The 19,447-nt window shown below is 51.8% G+C and carries 15 protein-coding genes; 4 read left to right on the top strand and 11 right to left on the bottom strand.

The features are described 5' to 3' along the window. Window positions 1-6 precede the first annotated feature (6 nt). The 11 genes from RBB80_RS23120 to RBB80_RS23070 are packed head-to-tail and all read right to left on the bottom strand — an operon-like array spanning window position 7 to window position 12,220. Complete coding sequence (locus RBB80_RS23120) at window positions 7-1,077, bottom strand: radical SAM protein (RefSeq protein WP_433964691.1); 1,071 nt, start codon at window positions 1,075-1,077, stop codon at window positions 7-9. Then, complete coding sequence (locus tag RBB80_RS23115; protein ID WP_433964690.1) at window positions 1,067-3,016, bottom strand: methyltransferase domain-containing protein; 1,950 nt, start codon at window positions 3,014-3,016, stop codon at window positions 1,067-1,069. The genes RBB80_RS23120 and RBB80_RS23115 overlap by 11 nt, the downstream gene beginning before the upstream one ends. Then, entirely contained in the window at window positions 3,013-3,555 is a 543-nt protein-coding gene (locus RBB80_RS23110; RefSeq protein ID WP_433964689.1) for a hypothetical protein, read from the bottom strand. The genes RBB80_RS23115 and RBB80_RS23110 overlap by 4 nt, the downstream gene beginning before the upstream one ends. Continuing rightward, window positions 3,552-4,475 (bottom strand): B12-binding domain-containing radical SAM protein, encoded by a 924-nt coding sequence (locus tag RBB80_RS23105; RefSeq protein WP_433964688.1) that lies wholly within the window; start codon window positions 4,473-4,475, stop codon window positions 3,552-3,554. Before RBB80_RS23105 ends, RBB80_RS23110 begins: the two co-directional genes overlap by 4 nt. Continuing rightward, window positions 4,472-5,470, bottom strand: a complete 999-nt coding sequence (locus RBB80_RS23100; RefSeq protein ID WP_433964687.1) for a class I SAM-dependent methyltransferase — start codon at window positions 5,468-5,470, stop codon at window positions 4,472-4,474. Before RBB80_RS23100 ends, RBB80_RS23105 begins: the two co-directional genes overlap by 4 nt. Next, the gene (locus tag RBB80_RS23095; protein WP_433964686.1) at window positions 5,467-6,285 is read right to left on the bottom strand and encodes a class I SAM-dependent methyltransferase; all 819 of its coding nucleotides are present in this window, start codon (window positions 6,283-6,285) and stop codon (window positions 5,467-5,469) included. Before RBB80_RS23095 ends, RBB80_RS23100 begins: the two co-directional genes overlap by 4 nt. Then, window positions 6,282-7,679 carry a B12-binding domain-containing radical SAM protein gene (locus tag RBB80_RS23090; protein ID WP_433964685.1) on the bottom strand — a complete coding sequence of 466 codons (1,398 nt, stop codon included), beginning with the start codon at window positions 7,677-7,679 and terminating at the stop codon, window positions 6,282-6,284. Before RBB80_RS23090 ends, RBB80_RS23095 begins: the two co-directional genes overlap by 4 nt. After that, entirely contained in the window at window positions 7,680-8,249 is a 570-nt protein-coding gene (locus RBB80_RS23085; protein ID WP_433964684.1) for a hypothetical protein, read from the bottom strand. It lies immediately after the preceding gene. A 53-nt stretch (window positions 8,250-8,302) separates the two neighbouring features. After that, window positions 8,303-9,181, bottom strand: a complete 879-nt coding sequence (locus RBB80_RS23080; protein ID WP_433964683.1) for a B12-binding domain-containing radical SAM protein — start codon at window positions 9,179-9,181, stop codon at window positions 8,303-8,305. A 25-nt stretch (window positions 9,182-9,206) separates the two neighbouring features. Further along, window positions 9,207-10,709, bottom strand: a complete 1,503-nt coding sequence (locus RBB80_RS23075) for a B12-binding domain-containing radical SAM protein (protein WP_433964682.1) — start codon at window positions 10,707-10,709, stop codon at window positions 9,207-9,209. Continuing rightward, the gene (locus RBB80_RS23070) at window positions 10,703-12,220 is read right to left on the bottom strand and encodes a B12-binding domain-containing radical SAM protein (RefSeq protein WP_433964681.1); all 1,518 of its coding nucleotides are present in this window, start codon (window positions 12,218-12,220) and stop codon (window positions 10,703-10,705) included. Before RBB80_RS23070 ends, RBB80_RS23075 begins: the two co-directional genes overlap by 7 nt. Before the next feature lie 141 nt (window positions 12,221-12,361). Here RBB80_RS23070 and RBB80_RS23065 point away from each other — a divergent pair, with 141 nt between their 5' ends. The 4 genes from RBB80_RS23065 (at window position 12,362) to RBB80_RS23050 (ending at window position 18,819) form a co-directional block, all read left to right on the top strand. Beyond that, window positions 12,362-13,345 (top strand): hypothetical protein, encoded by a 984-nt coding sequence (locus RBB80_RS23065; protein WP_433964680.1) that lies wholly within the window; start codon window positions 12,362-12,364, stop codon window positions 13,343-13,345. 576 nt (window positions 13,346-13,921) lie between these two features. Then, window positions 13,922-14,290 carry a cupredoxin domain-containing protein gene (locus tag RBB80_RS23060; RefSeq protein WP_433964679.1) on the top strand — a complete coding sequence of 123 codons (369 nt, stop codon included), beginning with the start codon at window positions 13,922-13,924 and terminating at the stop codon, window positions 14,288-14,290. Window positions 14,291-14,512: 222 nt separating this feature from the next. Next, entirely contained in the window at window positions 14,513-15,757 is a 1,245-nt protein-coding gene (locus RBB80_RS23055; RefSeq protein ID WP_433964678.1) for a nucleotidyltransferase family protein, read from the top strand. Between the two features lie 227 nt (window positions 15,758-15,984). Then, a complete protein-coding gene (locus RBB80_RS23050; protein ID WP_433964677.1) occupies window positions 15,985-18,819 on the top strand; it encodes an SLBB domain-containing protein in 2,835 nt (944 codons plus the stop codon). Window positions 18,820-19,447 lie beyond the last annotated feature (628 nt).

Below are 19,447 nucleotides of genomic sequence, written 5' to 3'. Positions count from 1 at the left end.
TCCCAGTTACACCTGACGTGTAGATAGAAGTGTTTCAGTTGGTTGGGTACCACTGGCTGGGCGGTAATTCAATGAGCACACGCACCGCTGGCAGATTGGGTTGGTTTCTACATTGAGCGACGCTCGGAACTCCCTGGCTACTCTTCCATTCACTACGTCTTCCAGAGTGGAGTGAGTTACATTTCCAATTGAGTTATGAAAGAAGCAAGGGCGGACAGAACCATCGATTTCAAGCACAGCCGAGACCCAGGGCGCGTTACATGCGGGAGCTTCAGGAGAGAACTGTCCTAGGTGCTCGCGGAAACGCCGTGAGATCTTTCGCAGCTTTGCTGGCGACTCGACTATGAATCTCTGGTTGATGTCTACTTTAAATTCGAGAATCAGCTGTTCGATTTCAACTTCGAGAACCGTTATCTGGTCCGCGCTCAGACCGATCTGGTTCTGTCTCGCAACGGGCCAGACTAAGGAGCGATTGAACGCTTCTGAGGTTAGATCGGCTGCGAGGAATGAGATGGAGTTCAAACCAATGGTCTTCGCCGCACTTACTGTCTGGCGTAGATGATTGTGGTTGGCTTTCTGCACGGTGGCCCGGCAGGTTATGGCCAACGAAGGATTGTATTGGCGAACAGCAGCGACCCCCTTATGGATAAGTTCAAAGGCTCCGCTGACACGGCGTATGTCATCGTGAACCTTTCGAGGACCATCGAGGGAGATAATGATGTCATCAAATAGATTCGCAACCTCGTCCGCTCGTTTGAACAAAAGCAGACCTGTGGTTAATAGAGTGATACGGATTTCCAGGTCTCGAAAAAATTTGCAGAGCGTCGCAAGATCGTTATGAAGCAACGGCTCGCCCCCGGTGAGAACCACTTGTCGAACTCCAAGATGTTGCAGCGAGAGTCGGTGGCGTTCCAGATTCTCGATGCGAACCTGTTCTTTGGTATCACGTTTCCAGATGTCGCACATAACGCAGCGGCAGTTGCAGAGACTATGCACATTCAGGATAAGGATAGGCATCGCTGTGATTGCCGATAGATGCGAAGTAAGAGATTGTGGGATTAACGCCTCATGCAGCACTGACACGCTCCACCTTCTTTCCGCCGACTCGGATTTCGTTTCCGAGCGTCCTTCTTGCCTGACTCAAAAGTTGATCAATCGGAGCGCGTAGCCATCTCCTGTGGCCCTCGATGATCAAGGGGGACAGGCCGGCTCGGAGTGAGTTGTGAAGACGGGAGTAAAGAGAATCGCTCGCAAGTTGGATTCTTCCTCCAAGGAAGACAAGTTCGATCTGGTCGAAAGTAAGCTGCGAAACAGTCTGCGCCGGAGTAAGACCTTTATCGCGCACAGCGACGAGGTCGGCTACAGAGGCTGGACGAAGACGTCCTTCTCCGTTGCGGAGGCGCAGAACACTGGCTGACCGCGTAGTGACCATTTCAAAAATAGACTCGGCATCCAGGCCAATCTCGTTACGCGCGAAATTTATTTCATCGAGCAGATCACCCGCAGAGGTGAGTGGAGAATCACTGCCAAGAACAACCGTATGAAGGGACTTGATCAGCGTCGCGGAAGGAGCGGAGCGAAAGAGGAATTGATTTGACGTCGGACAGATGACGAGAGCAGAGCGGCGCTGATTGATAAGTGAGACCCCCTTTTTATTCAGGGCGAGACCATGCACAAGGACTGTTCGTCCGTCGAGAACTTCCAGGCGATCCAGATCGAAGATCTCTTGGGCGCTTATTGCATCGACACCTTCTGCGGCGTGAAGCACGAAGGGTAAATTTGGCGGTGTATGATCGAAGTTGTGCACGAGATTCGGATCCATCGCAAGAGAGTGGGCCCAGCCAAACCTGGAGAGCACACGAACTGGAAATTCGGCGGCGACTAACTCGCGCGAAAGCGGGTTGTGATGGCAGACGGTCGTCACGCCACAGAGCAGATTGCGGATAGCTCCCCATACCAGCCTGGTCGGCTTCGGTACCTTGCGATGACATGAGATGAGAGCGGCGTGAGTCCGATGGATCTCTCTCGCCCACTCGGTCGAATTCAGGTACGGTCCGGCACCGAGGTTCGGGAAAAGGCTGAACTCAAGATGATCATGCGCGTTGATGAGGCCCGGGAGCAACAAGTAGCCGGATAGATCTATTGTTCCGGTCGAACTAGACGGCGTCTCACCGCGGCGAGCCGGTTCGGTTGAGAGGGAGCGTATGTATCCGCGTTCGATCTCAATCAATGCTCTGGTTGCTGCCCGGGGCCCAAGAGTACACCGTCCTCCCGTGAGCCGGAGAGTTTGAGAGGTCCCGGTTGCCTCCGGGGTCTTCGGCACCAGAGGCCTCTTTCGCAACTGCAGAATATAAATGGCGGGGAGGTTAACGGAAGCTTCGTACAACTCCAGCTTTCCACTCTCTTTGAAGATCTTTCTCTCCTCTGAATCAAAGTGCGGCTGGATGTTCGCGAGTAATTCGAATCCGAAAGTTTGAAAGATGTCAGTAATCTTCTGGAGCGAGTGCCTCTGTGACTGGATGTTTTCCGTTGAGCCCTGATGCGTGAAAGACCTTGTCCAGTTACAAGAGGCTGCCGTGTCCGGATGCATATCTGTCAAAAAGACAGTGGCACCAGGCCGAGTAACTCGGTGTAGTTCCCGAGTGAAGTCCTGCAGGCCTTCCAGATAGCTCAGAACGAACGATGAGATGACAAGGTCTATCGTGGCGTCCAGTATGGGCAGAGCAACACAGCATCCGAGTCGTAGCGAGCACGCTGGTCCAATCTTGGTTGCGGCACGCTGCAGCATCTCTGCGGAGGAATCCACGCCAATCAAACTGTTCGCATTGCGCGATGTTAAGAGTGAAAGCCATCTGCCAGTGCCGCAGCCAGCATCCAACACGTCAAGGCCGCTGACATCAGGCAGCATCTGACTCAGGAAGCGTTGCTCCAGCATGAGGAGCGGATTAGGCTGCTCATCGTAGACCTGCGCCCAGGTATCGAATACGTCGGACGAAGAACAGGCAGCCGCGGTCACAAACTTTCTCGCTTTGGCTTGCGGAGGCTGATGAATTCTTGGGCCCAGTGAAGTTCAATCGGGAAGCGATAGAAGCCGATAGTATATCGCCATGAGCTGAGACTCTTCAAAAGGAAGCGACTCCACCGCGGAGCACGGATATCCTGCACAGTAGGCCATCGTGAGCCGACGACGATCTCGAAGTTGTCGATGAGGTTCTTGGTCTTACGTTTAAGCCACGGCGCTTGTGTGTCAATGCGCAGAGTAAAGTCCATCCACCGCTTCGAAGCCCACTCTGCGGGTGTAGACGGCCACGCGATCTGGCCGTCAATATTACCGTACATATTGTCGGGTTGAGGTACCGGTGTGTAGTGATAGATGATGATCTCGGAGTCAGGATTGATTTTCTTCAGCTTTCGTATGAAGGCGAGGGTCTCACGTGTGTCTCGCTCCGGATCCCCTGGGTTTCCGATGACGAAAGAGAATTCAGGAATAATGCCGAACTTTTGTATCCGCTCAGCAATTGTTATTGTCTGCTCCGTCGTAATGCCTTTTTTCATCTCCCTGAGAGCCCAGTCAGAGCCTGACTCTGCACCGAAAAAATCATGGTGCAGCCGGCGCGCTTTAGCGCAGCGAAGGTTTCGTCGGAGTAACGTGACATGATATCGACCCGGGCCTCGCACCACCAACGAAGATTGAGATGTTCGATTCGCTTCGCAAGCTCCAAGGCGTGATCCTCCCTAAGGAAGAAGTTCATATCGTAGAACTGAACGGAGTCGGCGCCGTACTCTGTTACGAGATGCGAGAGAATTGCAGCCGTGCGTTCTGGGGACTCCATGCGTTCCTTGTTCCCGTAAGCAGCGTGTACTCCGCAGAAGCTGCAGTTAAAAGGACAACCAATGCTGGCGTGATGAACGGCGGTGCGCTTGCCGAAAAAAGAGGGACGAAGGTATTTTTCGACGGGTAACTTGTGGAAAGGCGACCAAGGGAATTCGTCAGGCCCCTTCATGGGCCGCTCGGCGTTGTTCCTCGGGAGACCAAAGATATCTTTATAGGATAGGCCGAGAATGGACTCGAATGTGCGTTTGCCACGCATCGCGTCCAGGAGTTCAAGCAAAGTATCTTCACCTTGGCCCCGAACAATGAAGTCGACATATTTCGCATTGAGCGCAGCGTCTGGATAGACGGAAGGGAAGTAACCTCCCCACACGATCTTGACATGAGGAAACGCGCGACGAATCTCACGTGAGGTCTCCATAGCTGCAACCATCTGCGGTCCAGGCATCACAGAGACGCCCAGAAGTTCGACACTATGTCGTGCGATCAGTTGCAATATAGTTGCCGTCGGGTTGTCGTCCACGTTGCCGTCGACGATCTCATATTCTTCGCGCCCTTCAAGGACTGCAGCGATAGCCAACACCGCAAGAGGGAGACGGCGATTGCGTGGTTTTGTGGCACGCGGATTGAAAAGAAGGATCATTTTTTAACTCTGGCGGTATAGATTCGGAATTGAGATGGTTCGCGCCTGCCGCGCATCTTCGCGAGTAACGGCCGCATAAGCCAGCGCATTCCGTAAGCGGGGCTGTAGGTTTGCCAACGAAGGCTAAAGCAGGCTTCTATACTTCGCAGTCGTTGGTCTGTAAGGAATTCGAGACTGCGGAGCCCATCCGAGGGAAAGCCGAAGCGTTGAGTAAAGGCCTGACGACGTTCGACGATCATCTCTCGACCACTCGCTTCGTTGCTATACCACGGGGTATCCGCAATAAGAATCGTTCCCCCGCCGCGAGTACAACGTACTGCTTCGGCTATAGTCTTCTCGTAGTCTTCGGAATAGTGAAAAGACGCGTTATAAATAACAATATCAAACGAGTCATCCGTGAAGGGTAGTACGTCAAGCTCTGCTTGAACACGAGGAAATAGTGCAGCAAGCTGTTTCCGATAGTGAATTGCAGCGCCTAGTCCATCGCTATCATTGGTAAGCAGGTCTACTGCGACCGACGCGTGACCCGCGAGGGCGAGGCGATAACTCATCCATCCGTTACCTGCGCCGAGATCCAGAATTCGAAGCTGTCTTTTGTTCGTGGGTCGTAAGCCGGGAAGAATATGCTGTTCAATGTACCGAAACGTCCTGGCTCGCATGGTCCATTGCTGACTGTTCTTTCCAGACAGGTCGCGATAGGGAAGTGCCAAATAGAAGTCTGCATTTATGCTGCCGCGGCCTTCTGCAGACCGAATGAACTCATAGTCTTTGATAAAGGGGGAGAAATAAGAGGCGCGTTCAGGAAGCAGGGTTCTCCAGATGCCCTGTTCGCTTGATAGTTTCAGGCAACAGTCCGGGCACACCAATATCGTGTCGGTGACACTCGTATGTGGAAGACCTCCGATCCATCCAGTACAGCGCGGGCACTGAAGGCGAAGCTCGCTATCTTCGTCAGCGCTAAAAGAGATCGATCGAGGATGGGTCGTCACCATCATCTCTGCACTCTTTCGAAGCGAAGAAGCATATGATCGCCAAGTACGCGAAACCCTCGACAGTTTGAGAGAACTCTGTCGATAGCACGCATGATATTCAGTAATTTTGGATGTTTACGGATCCATGGTTCAAGGTAAGACGGTGGAACGGTTACGCCGATACCTACGCAGGAACGCATCGCGAATGCAGGTGAGAACGACTTTCGCACCTGACGTAAAGTCGGATAGTAGACGTCTACGACGAATTCACCGACCTTGGCTGCTGTGCGGCCCGAGCATCGTCGAAACGCCGTGCGGAGCTTTCCGCGAAGCAGAAACCAAATCATCTCTGAGATGCAGAAGCGGGTAGAAAGACAAACGACAAATGGAGCGCCTGGGAGCATAAGAGTCGCTAAGTCCTCTGCTGTCTGGTTAAGATCGGCAACACAATTGAGACCCGAGAAGTTTGAGAAGGCGCCGTCAAATTGTCTTTCCGTTCGGATCTCGTGTATCAGCTCGATTGGCAGTTGGCTGAATCGCACGAGAGCATTCGGAGCCTCAGCGCGAAGACGTTGACTTGCGATCCGGATCATTTGTTCGGACGCATCAAAGGCAGCTACTGAGACTCCGTTGCGGGCGAGGAACATTGCGTCTTCGCCCGTGCCACAATTTAACTCAAGAACATAATCTCCAGATCGGAACGTATGATTCAATACATCCCACACGACGTCTCGTTGAGCGCGGCCGATAAGAGACTTGGTGAATAAGTCGTCGTATCCTTCAGCCAAATAGTCGAAGGCAAGCACAGCTTGAGGTTGAGCGGTCGCCAGGTTAGTCATGCTTCCACCTCCATAGAGGTCGAGAGCAAACCGGCGCGGGCGGCGACAATCTCACGACGCAGACTGGTCACTTGGTCGGATTCAACCTCAGCTGTGTCAGCTATGCGTGCGAGTTCGACCTCGTCTCGAAGAAGTTTGTCCGCGTAACTGTAAAACTTTTGAGAGTGCCGTCCCTTGACCTTGATCTCACGATCAGAACTAACGCCCCATGGCTTTAGTTGAACGAGACGATCAGCGATCTTCTTGTAGTACGGTGTCCCCTTGATAGGGTAAGACACGGTTGTGAAAAAAATATCGGGCTTCGATATACTGACATGCTTGATCGTGGCTTCGATGTCTTCCAGTTCTTCGCCTTCATAGCCCCACATCAGGAACATACCGCTTTCTATTCCTCTTTCGCGACTCATGGCGACGGCCTGTTGTACCTGCTCGATTTTTACACCGCGATCCATGGAATCGAGGATGCGCTGCGAACCGCTTTCAGAGCCGATCCAGATCCGGAAACAGCCAAGCTCTGCGAGGAGATCGAGCATCTCCGGATTCAGACGATCGGCTCGAGAGATGCATTCGAAAGGGATGCGAAGACGACGGCGACGCATCTCGCCAGCGTAGACGCGAAGCCATTGGTGATTGATCGTGAAGACGTCGTCAGATATCCAAACCATGTCCGGGGAATAGGTTTGGAGGAGCCATTCCACTTCATCGACGACGAGCAGCGGATCGCGACGGCGGTGAGTTTGGCCAAAGACCTGATGACTACACCAGCGACATTTGTAAGGGCATCCGCGAGCTGTGATGAAGTTGACCGAACCTTTACCATGCGCGTCTCGCCACGTCTTGACGTAACGACCGACATCAATGGCATGACGTGCCGGCCATGGTTGATTGTCGAGATCGGCGATCTGATTACGCTGCGCGGTTTCATGCATATTGCCGGCCGCATCAAGATAGGCGAGCCCTGGGATGGTGGCACATGCAGCTGTATCATTCGCTCGAAATGCCTCGAGCAACTCCTGTGTGGTGAGTTCGCCTTCACCTAAGACTACATAGTGCGCGCCTGCCTGGAGATATTCAAGCGCGTACGCGCCTGGTTCCGGACCACCGACGACCGCCTTCCAGCCGGCCTCGCGGGCCACCTTCAGGATTTCGACGACATTGCCACGTGTCATAAGATTGGCATAGATGCCGATGACAGAAGGCGTCTCAGTCCGTAGATGTTTGAAGAGGAGTTCACGACTGGAGAACGTGGTGTCGAAAACATCCACATCAAAACCTTGTTTCTGCAGATGGGAACATAGGTACAAAATGCCGAGCGGGGCGTAGGGCTTCAAAATCTGAAGCTCTTTGGGGTCTTCGTATAAAAAATAGCCGTGAGTAAGTAGAAGCTCTGCCATCTAAACCTGCCTCTCAGCCGGGATCAATTTCTGCAGAGGTACAAACTGCCGTTTGCCTGGACCTTCGGTGATTTCGTCAATGGGAAATGTTGTTGCCTTAGAATTTCTGCTGACGGCTTCTAGTTCAAAAACACATTGCCAAAGAGAAGCTAGATCAATATGACTTCCCGGCTTATCGACTTTATTCCAAGAGTCGACCTCCGCGTGGAGCGCGTTTCGTAGTGCCATGTAGAAATCATTGTTATAGGCTGCGCTAAACATGACGCACAGGTCGTCGCTATCCGTCCAATTTCGTTTGGCTCCAATCTGTTTCTGTACCCGCTCGAAGAAGGCGGTTCCGGGTAGTGGGTAAGAAAAGGAGATGCCGATTTCATCTGGACGGGTACTACGTACAAGCTCGATAGTCTTTTGAATGTCTACCCATGTCTCGCCTGGATAGCCGAATTGCAGGAAAAAGCACGCGCGAACACCTGCGATGCCAAGAAGAGACCGTGCGGTGGTTACATCAGTGACACTTAGTCCCTTGTCCATCGCATCGAGTACCTTCTGCGAGCCAGATTCGACGCCCATCCAGATCTCCTCACATCCTGCTCGCTTGAGTCCCGCAACAGTCTTAGGGGTCATCAGATCAGCGCGAGACTGAATCTTAAAGGGAGAGCGCACTTCATGGTTTCAATTTCATCTGCGAAGTCCTGCACCCACTGATGATTCAGCGCGAAGACGTCATCACCGAACCAGATATGCTCTACACCATATACTTCCTTCAGTTCGCGGATCTCTGCTGCGACCGATCTAGCAGGGCGAATCTGGAATTTGTTCCCTGAGATTGGCTTGGCACACCAGTTGCATCTGTAGGGACATCCGCGACTGGCGACGACATTGGTTGAAAAGCGGCCATGCGCAGCAGACCAAGCCTGGCGGTAGGGGGCTAGATCAATAAGTTCGCGCGCCGGCCTTGGCAGAGCGCTCCACGACGCATTTTTTGGGGCTCCTCCCGAACTTTTGAGGAGTGTTCCTGTAGCATCAAGATATATAAGACCCGGTATGTCTGAGTACGGGCGCGCAGAGACAATAGCGAAACACAACTCTACAAGTGTCCCTTCGGCTTCTCCCAGCAAAATAAAATCAACCCCGTTGCGGAGGTAGGACTCGGCCTGGTCGGTCATGTCGGAGCCATGTGCAATGACAACTGCTCCTGCTTCCTTCGCCTGCCGAGCGAGTTGCCAAGCGAGCTCGCGCATACGCGTTAAGCACATCTTGGAGAGAAAATTGAAGTCGTCTTCGTAGATCACCACGAGCTTAGGACGATGCTGCAGTAACGCCACTGCAAAGCCGGGGTTCGGGTCTTCGAGCATCGTGTCGAACACGGCAACGGGAATCTTCCCAGCCCTCAGTGCAGACGCAGCGTAAAGCGTACCGAGGGGAGGATACGGCTGCATCTTTCGGACCTGCTTGGGATCATAAGGGAGATGATAAGAATGGGTCAGCAGAACATCAGCCACAGATTACCTCCTCCCCTTTGTCTGATTAGCACGCATTGGCGGGCTCCTTAGGCAGTTCAGAACCAGTCACCAAGGAACGGCGGAGTACGATGCGTTCAGAGAGACTCGAAAGCCAGAGTTCCCACGGAAATGAATAGTTGCTCGAACGCAGCCGCCAACGGATTGGCATCTGAACGATGAACCGCACAGCGTACCGCAGCTTGGAATAGTTGTTTTGCTCGCGATCAATCTGATTATTGAGGAGAAAATAATCAAGCATGCGTCGCAGTCGGGCGAGCTCGTTGCCCTTAAGCCAAGGCAGCATGTTCGCGCCCAAAGGCATCTCCATCCACTCACGAAGATTCTTCGGTTCAGGAACACCCAGTTCGCGCAACTGGGGCCAGATAGGAATTCCCGGATAGGGAGTGAAGATATTTGGCGAAAAGCTAACATTGGGGAACTGACGACCAATGTCGCTCATGGTCTGAAAGGTGATGATTCGATCGGCTTCTGTCTCGCCCGGATACCCGAATATTAAGTTGAAAGTTACGCGAATTCCACCCAGTTGTGCTTTGCGGGCAGTTTCATACATCTCATCGACACGTTGATGACGTTTGTTCATCAGCTTCAGGACGGCGTCTGAAGTTGATTCAGTGCCAAAGCCCATGTGTGAAACACCGCTTGCTCCGAGTAACCGCACTTCATCCTCACTCATGCGACAGAGAAAGTCGGTAGAGGCCTGGAAGGTCCACTTGAACTTCACTCCGGAATCGATGATGCCTCGAGCGATCTGAAGAGCCCGCGGCAACTGAACAGGGAAGTTCGAGTCAAGCAACGCCACTTCTTCAATGCGGTAGCGAATTACGAGTTCGATCATCTCCGCGACAGTCCGATCGGCAGAGAGAGCGTTAAATCTACGTTTGTAAAAGACCATGTCCGTGCAGTAATTGCACGCATAAGGACACCCGACGCTGGTGGCATAGGCGAGTTTGCGGATACCAGAGATTTCTTCGTAAGCCTCAAAATTTGTGAGGTCGAACGCGGGGAGCGGAAGGGAGTCAAGAGGTTCCACCTTGCGATCAATGTTGTGATTACGTCGGCCATTCTTCTTCCAGGAAAGCCCCGCGATGTTACCAAGAGACTTTTTGCGGGCCAGAGCTCGAGCGGTTTCGACAAGTGTTATTTCGCCCTGGCCACGGACCACCATATCTACGAAGCTTTCGCTCAGGGTTTCGTCGGGAAGCAGAGACGGGTGCCATCCCCCAAAGATGACCGGAAGCCATGGAGTGTGGGTTTTGACCATGCTTGCCACCTCTATAGCGCCGCGGATCATTGGGCCAGTCAGAACGGAGATGCCAACGCAAAGCGCATCAACGCTCTCGCACTCTACACGGGTTAGGTAGTTCGGCTCGATAGCGGCATCTATCATCACAACATCGAAGTCCGCTTCACGCAGGCTGGCGGCAAGAGCGAGTAGGCAAAGTGGTGCGCCAAGCGGGGGCCCGTCATAAGGCGGATAAAACAAAACGACTTTGCCCTGACTTAGCATGCAGCCTCTACCGGCTCTGGGTTTGGTTCCAGGCGGCGCGCATCCACAACCGGCTTGAAACCCTCCGTCCGCTCCTTGAGCTTGTCATTCAGCCACAACTCGACAGGAACACGATACAGACCGTGATCAAGCCGGAAGCGAGCTGGAAAGGATATGCACTTCTGAGCGAGGCGGGTAATCCGAGTCCGACGGTCGACTCCTATTGGAATACGATCGAAGGCAATACGCAGGTAATCACGCATAATTTGTAGCTCTTCGTGATCACGCCCGTTCAGCCATGGGAGTTTGGTGTAACGCGGAAAAAACTCAGCCCATTTCTCAAGTGAGTCAGGGACCTCAATACCAAGCTCGGCAGCCCTATTCATTACATTGGTCCCGGGGTATGGAGTAAAAATATTGGTCCAGAATTCAGTCCCCGGGAAGCGCCGACAGACATCCATAATGAAATTCATGGTCTCTCGACGTTCTTTAGCTCCCTCTCCCGGATAGGCAAAGATAATGTTGAAAGAGGGGCGCATTCCTGCGGCCAGACACCGTGCAGCGCTTTCATAAATATCTTCGAAGTTTTGAAAGGTCTTGTTCATGGCCTTGAGGATCTTCGGAGATCCGGAGTCTACACCCTGGCAAATTTGATGCAGGCCGCTAAGGCGCAACAATTTCAAATCCTCGAGTGAAAGCCGAGAAGTCAGATTTGTGGTTGCTTGAATACTCCACTGAAACTCAGCCTTGGCCCGTACCAAACCCTCGCTAATGGCTCGTGCGCGATCCAAATCAACTAAGAAGTTATCGTCCACTATCCAAAGCATACTGAGGTTGTATCTCCGGCTTAGGTCGACGGTCTCCTCAACGAATTGCTCCGCTGGAAGAGCATTCCATTTACGCTTATAAACCGCGCCGTTCGTACAGTAGGCACAATCGAAGGGGCAGGCAAGGCTGGAGGTGTACATTGCCCAGCGTCTTCCGCACATTCGCTCATACGCATCGAAGTCCGCAATCTGATAGGCCTTTGGAGGTTGCTCTACAATCGGCTTTAGTGCGCGTTCGGGCGTAAATACAAGTCTATTCTCTCGCTTGAAACCAATGCCGGAAACGAAGTCCGGAGAAGACCGATTTTCAATGTGGCCGACTAATTCGAGGAACGAATCTTCTCCTTGTCCACACACTACGTAGTCAATGTACGACGATTGCAGTGTTTGTTTTGGCAAGAGAGAAGGGTGCCACCCACCAAGAACGATTGGAAACTCCGGGTCCCGAGCCTTAATCGCTTTTGCAATTTCGACAGTCTCGCGGATCATCGGACCGGTCACTAAAGAGATCCCGAGACATATCGCGTCACGCACCTCTTCCAGCACGCGCTGCTTATAGTTTGGGGTAATGGTGGAATCGATGAGAACAACCTGGTAGCCAGCTCGCATCAAAGGAGTGGCTACTGCGAGGATACCCAGAGGTGCCGTCGCATCAGAGCTCGCGAAAGACGGGAAAAAGAAGACAATTTTGCGGGACTTGGGCAATGCAATCTCCTCGCTCATTCCGGACGATATGACTTGCGGTGCCTGCAGTTGTCATATCCGTGTCAGTGATTTGTAAAGTTTGTTTAGAGAGCCGAAATTCTCCTGTTCCTTGAGATAAAGTGAAATCCATCAGGTGCTCCGATGACGTCAGTTTCCATCGATCAAACGATTTTGCCCCACGGCAGAGACCTTTATTTCGCCGGCGCGGTTTGTGATCTGCGCACAAATTCGTTCGAACTATCAAGTTTGCTAAGCCATCTTTCGACCCCCACTAACCACCTCGTCGGCAACCGATTCAGCATGCGAGTTGTGGTTAATGAATCTTCTTCGCTAAAACCAATGGGAGAGCCCCACTTCCGAGGATTACATCATGTAGTAACAGCGTCGTTTGGTGGCGACAACATCTTTGTATTCGATATCCTGCGCCGAACACTTAGTGCCAGTATTTCGACCGTAGCAGCTGAAGACTTCCGATTCTGGAAGGAGAAGCTGATCCCCATTTCTCTGGGTATCTTGGGCGCTGCCATTGGGGTGGTTCCCATGCACTGCGCATGTCTGGAGTCCGATGGTGACGGGTTACTAATCGCCGGCCTGTCGGGAGCCGGGAAGTCTACTTTATCTATCGCCCTCTCACAAGAAGGTTTTAACTATGTCTCCGACGACTGGACCTATCTCTCGCGGCGTCATGGGTCGTTGGTAGCGCACGGCACATCAGCCCCAGTCAAGCTATTGCCGGACGCAGCCGGTCATTTTCCAAACCTAACGAGATACAATCTGCAGACGTCAATGAATGGCGAGTTAGCCTACGAGATAGACATCACCGAGACATTTGGTGCGCGGATAGAAAGAACCTGCGAGCCGCGATGGCTGATGTTTTTGGAGAGAAAGCAGCAGCCTGGAGCGAAGTTGACTCCAATGGCATCCGGCAAGGCCCGTAGCTATCTTGATTCTAGTGTTGAGAGATTGCCTGTTCAGCTGTCTGAAGCTTCTGCGGTGCGTAATCTTACTATTGAAGATGTGTCACGACTGCCGTGCTGGCTACTTCAGTATGGAGGAACTCCTCAGTTCGCCGCGCAACACCTCCGCGAGTTTGTCGCTAGTCGCAAGCAGGAGGCGTTCGCTTGACGATGAACCAAGGTCGCCCTCCCGATCTTCTACGGCGCTTCGTGGCCACCCCATATGTCTTCACCAATGATGACGGCCCCGATCGACTCTCTGTACGGTCAAATGACCTAGAAATTGCCATCACCATTCGGCGTCACTGGCTTAACCAAGTCGCGGGAATCGACCCTCCGTCGTTTCGTGGAAAATTCTTCGAGACATAGCAGTTCCAGATAACTCTACAGAAGTATCCATTCTCTACGACAAAAACCTCCGGACGCTGATAGTAGGGACAGGAGCGATTCTGTCCTACGACATCCAAAGATCGGAAATTCTGGGATTCATCTCTGCAAAGACTACAGTGAACCAACTGGCGTCATCACTGATTCCGATGCTCCTCGAGCTATAGAGAGACTGGACTCAATCTCTCTCGGTGTCTTTTACAAATAAGTGACAAACGACACATTGCACAATGACAACTGGATCAGATAACTCCACTAAGTTGGCTATGTATAACCTGCTCGTCTGCATCTTGACGCGAGCTGTGCGCGGGCTAGATTGTATCTCCCGCTCCTAACCCATTGAAAGGTCGTGGTGTAAATGAAGCTACCAGTATCTGGAAAGACTCTCCCGGCGAGTGTACTGATTCTTGGCTCATTAGCACTCTCTGGATTCGCCGCAGGTTCGGATACTCCAAAGACGGTTAACGTTTCAGCGAAGCGGTTTGCGTTCGAGCCGTCACAGATCACTTTGAAAAAGGGCGAGCCGATAGTTTTGGAGCTGACAACTGAGGACGTTGCCCACGGTGTGAAGTTCAAAGAATTAAACCTTAGCGCGAGAATCGACAAAGGAAAAACTGCTGAGCTAGCTTTCACGCCAACTCAAACTGGTGATTTTGTAGGCCATTGTTCAGTGTTTTGCGGTTCCGGGCACGGCTCGATGACGTTAACTCTTCATGTAACCGAATAGCGATGGGAAATACTGTCCCAGCCACGATGCTAGATTTTTTAATGTAATTGTGGGATAACGGCATTTCACCATCCGGAACGCTCGGCTCAAAGGGAATTCTAAGCGACGAAGACATAGGGTCGATTGTTCTTTTTATTCGAAACTTGCTCACTGCAAGGAGCTGGGTAATCCAGTTATGGCGAATAGACGCGGGAAAAAGCTAACGGAGAGGAGCATGCGCAAATGAATCACCAATTAGCAGAAACAGTGATTGCCACCTTTCGATCGAGAGATACAAAGACCCTTAGTGATAGCCTATCGTCCTTCAGTTACCGTAATTGGAAGGGAATTTACAGTTGGTTGGACGCCAGTGGTCTCGCGCTTTATTTCTTAGACCGCCTCCGGGTTTTGGACCTTGAAAATGCAATTCCTCCACGCGTGTTGTTCCGTCTCAAGGAAAATGCTGCCGATAATCGAGAAAAGACAGATTACCTGTTCGAGGAGTTTGTAGAGATTAATAGGGAATTCAAAAGAGCGGGGCTGTTATACGCGAACCTCAAAGGCTTCACTTTGGCCCCCGATGCGTTCGCGGAGGCTGCTTTACGCTGCCAGCTTGATCTCGATTTTTTAATAGCTAATCATGACGTGCCTCGTTGCCAGCAGATATTACAGCGTCGGGGTTATTTGTTAACCGGCACCGGAGATGATGTAAGGGAGTTCAAAGCGGACAGCGGAGAACTGCCATCTTTGAGAGATTTGTACAAGGCAAAACCTCATCGTTGTGTAGAAATACACTTCGCCAACTCCCGTGGCTGCGGGCGTATACATCTTCAGGATGACCGATTATTAAGGCTGACCTCACGGCGTTGGCGAGATTTGGATTTACCAGTTCTTTCTGATTGTGACAAATTTATAGCACAAGCACTTCACCTCTTCAAACATCTCAAAAGCGAGTGGACACGAGCTGCGTGGATCCTCGAATACGTTAACTTTGTAAAGTTTAATGAGCAAAACGAGATCCTATGGGTAGAAGTGCAAGAACATTTGTTAAAGAGCGAAGAGATTGCACTCGCAGTCGGAGCGGCGACACTGATTTCGAGCCAGAATTTTGACATTCCTCGACTGCCCGAGATACTGGCTTGGGCAGTTAGGCAACTACCTCAGCGAGTCAACCTATGGATTGAAGAGTACGGAAAAAGAATAATCGCCGCGAGATTTCCAGGAACGAAGCTTTATCTTTTCCTTCATAAAGCCTTGCCCCACGCGGAAAGTCGCTCGATCCGCGAAGTTAGCGAAAAACTGTTTCCTTTGCGTCAGCCGGCGAGGATTACGGTCAACAGCAGGAATCCGAAGTTGTCATTTAGGCTGCGCCGAATGCGAGATGAAGTCAGGTATTTTTTTCGCTTACGTTTTCACGTGGAACAGGGTTGCCGTTACCTAATTGAAGCGAATCGTTGGAAAAAGAGGGTGCTGTCTCTGAAAAACTAAGATTCCAAAGGTTGCCGGTACCTTGCTTTCTGGTCGAAACCCACTAATGTTCCGGATAAGGGGAACTTGATATTGCGAATTGCAACAGATGATTTAGAGGCTTGGTCGCATTCTTATCTGCAGAATGTTTATGCAGTTCGTATCGTGGCCGGTTCGCTGATAGAAATGGACGGCATTCTTACACCGCGTAAGTGTGGCAACGCGTCGTTTCCTCTGTCGAGGCCATTATGAAGAGAGATCAGAAACGCGTGACCGTGACCAACTATAAACCTCTTCGAAGCCAGAAAGAGTTCGTCACACTTCCTTACATGAGTTGTTTCGAACGGTGTAAGAGACGGGGGCTCGCGATCGTCGTTTTCTGCCTGATTTCATCAACCGTAGTACGTTCACAGCAATTACAAGTACCAAGTTTGCCGACCGGCCTGCCATCTGCCTCGCCTTTTCCAACATCTCCAAGTACCTCCAATTCCAACTCATCCGATGATGACAGCACCGATCGAACAAAGTCGGGCGCGGGAGAGAATACGACAAGTCAGGGGACAAGCGGCGTCTTGACCGCGGGTCAAATTCTCAAAATATTGCAGTCTCGCCCGGAGCTTATCGTAGACATTAAGCAGGTGATGGCCGACTATCTGCAACAGCAGGGGACTACCGCTCAGGCAGACTCTATTACAGATGACATGCTGTACAAGGCTATATCCGCGGATACGGGACTACGTGGGGCAATTACAGTATGGCTGAGAGCTCGCGGCTACTTGTACGATGCTGATTCAGAAAGACAGAATCCAGATATGCAAGAGCTTGACGATGCTATCAGCCCCACGACCACGCTGAGTTCTGGAGTTACAAATCCTTCGAGAGTCGGCGCACTAGATACAAATTCGAGCGGTTTCGATAGACCGGACAATTCCAACTCCGATATCGTCACCAAAAACGATGCATCAGGTTTGTCGGAGCGGAGAGATCTCTCGTCACCGATCAAGTCTGATCGCAACAGCGGTAATTCGACCGAGGTAATTCATCAAACGACCCCTTACAACCTTCAGTCGCTTCGCGATTTATATTCCCAGGTCCCTGAGCAGACTTCGAAACTCCGACGTTTCGGTTCAGATATGTTTCTTGAGAGAGGGTTGACTGTCAAGCAGATGTCAATTGATGTACCAGTCGGGCCGGAATATATCCTGGGGGCGGGCGATGGACTAGTCATCAACCTTTGGGGAGGAATGTCGCAGAGTTTCCCAAGAACAGTTGATCGTGAGGGCAAAATTGTACTTCCTGAAGTTGGAGCCGTCCTAGTCGCGGGGTTGTCCATCGGACACGCTCAGGAGTTGATTCAGCAGGAATTGGGTAAACAATTCAGGGACGCGAAGGTGGCAATAACACTTTCGCGATTACGAACCGTACGGGTGTATGTGGTTGGAGATGTTCAGCGGCCTGGAGCGTACGACCTTAGCTCGCTAGCAACTCCGCTCAACGCGCTATATGCAGCCGGCGGACCGACCAAGCTTGGCTCATTGCGTATAGCTCGCCACTACCGTGGAAAAGAGTTGGTGCGCGAAGTCGATCTCTATGACTTCTTACTTCACGGTGTTCGCCCAGACACGGAAAGGCTGGAAGCGGGCGACACTATTTTGATACCGCCCGTCGGACGACAGGTTGCGGTAGCAGGGATGGTCAAACGCCCCGCGATTTATGAGCTAAATGGCGAGAGGCAACTATCTGAAGTGTTGGACGAAGCTGGTGGTTTGCTCGTGTCTGCTGCGGTGACCCGCATAACAATCGAAAGAATCGACGCACAAGGGCACCGGGCGACCCTGAACCTGGCTATACCGGAAGGAAGTACAAGAGAGGCGTCGCAGATAAAGATCGAGCAGTTTGCCGTTCTCGACGGCGATCGAGTTAACGTCAGCCCGATACTACCCTATAGCGAAAAGGCAATCTACGTTGAGGGACATGTTGTCAGGCCTGGGAAGTTTCCCTACCACGATGGAATGAAGTTGAATGATGTTCTCCGTTCCTACCAAGATCTTCTTCCAGAACCTGCCAATCGCGGGGAAATTGTTCGTTTGATGCCACCCGATTTGCGTGCCGAAGCTATTTCATTTAGCGTCCCCGACGTTTTGGTCGGGAACGAAGAAGTTAACTTAAGACCCTTCGACACAATCCGGGTAACAGGTCGCTATGAAGCTGACGCGCCCAAAGTTCAGATACACGGAGAGGTAATACGCCCCGGGGACTATGCACTTTCTCAGGGAATGACGGCCGCACAACTCGTTCGGATGGCAGGCGGCTTCAAGCGGAGTGCGTTACTTGATGCCGCTGACCTTGCTAGTTATGACATAAAAGATGGACGACAGGTTGTAAGCCGGAGAGGAGCAATCCGGATCGGGGCTGCGGTCAACAACTACGATTCGGCCTCCGACGTAATACTCAAGGCCGGGGACGTACTGACGATCCATCAAATATCGGGTTGGAACGATATTGGATCTTCAGTAAGCGTGTCCGGTGAAGTGGCTTATCCTGGCTCCTACGGGCTGCAAGAAGGGGAAAGATTGAGTTCGGTTTTGAAACGTGCGGGTGGGTTTCGATCTACGGCTTACCCTTCAGGAGCAGTTCTGATCAGACTACAGGTAAAAGAGCTAGAAGATAAGAGTCGAAACGAATTGATCCATCAAATTGAGACAACATCGGCAGGCGCGAGGTTGGCACCGAGCCTCTCTGCGCAGGACGATGCCGCGACATTGCAACTGCTCGTCCAACAGCAAAAAGAGGTGGTCTCTCGATTGCGAAACCAACCGGCAATTGGACGTTTGGTTATCAAAATCAACTCGGACATTGCAAGTTGGGAAGGCACGCCTTTAGATGTTGAACTGCGCAATGGAGACGTTCTCACTGTACCTAAAAGACCAGGCTTCGTCTTGGTCACTGGCCAAGTCTACAATGCGTCCGCGATTACGTTTGTCCCGGGGAAGACCACGAGTTGGTATCTCCAGCGAGCGGGGGGAGCACCGAAGGTGGCAACCGAAAAGAAATTCTTGTCATTCGGGCTAATGGCCTCGTAGTAGGAAGGCGTTCAAATAACTGGCATGAGCCAGGGGTTCTTGATACAAAGCTTGATCCGGGTGATGTCGTTGTCGTCCCTCAGAAAGTCTTTGGTGGATCGGCGTTGTGGAGAAATCTGTTCGCTTCAGCGCAGGTATTCTCCTCGGTGGGGTTCGCAGCAGCGTTAGCGCTCCACTAGGAACTAAGACGTAAACCAAATTCGCAAGCTTCAGATCTTTGGCTAAACTGGATCCAATTTCTGCACTACGGGCCTAATACCCTAATATCAGTTTTATTACTACTCTTTATGTAAGACGGCAGTTGTTGCAACAGGTTGGTGGTCCGCGGAAGCCGGACTCATCGCTATCGAGGTAGCAATGCAGGTAAACCTAACAGAACCGACGTCTCAGTCGCCCTCGCTAAGCCACAACATGCAGCGACCGGACGCTGTCGAGAAAAACTGGGTCACAAACGCGTCACTGTTTTGGGAAAATCGGCATATTTTTCTCCGCACAGCGGGAGCCGTTTTCGCAATTAGTATTGTGGTCGCCTTCTTACTGCCTAACCAATACGAGTCCGGAGCGCGGATCATGCCGCCCGAACAGGGGGAGCGGTGCTGCTATGCTTGCTGCTTTAGTAGGTAAGAGC

Source organism: Tunturiibacter gelidiferens, from assembly GCF_051013345.1.
Lineage (GTDB): Bacteria > Acidobacteriota > Terriglobia > Terriglobales > Acidobacteriaceae > Edaphobacter > Edaphobacter gelidiferens_A.
This window is presented reverse-complemented; position numbering and strand designations above follow the sequence as displayed.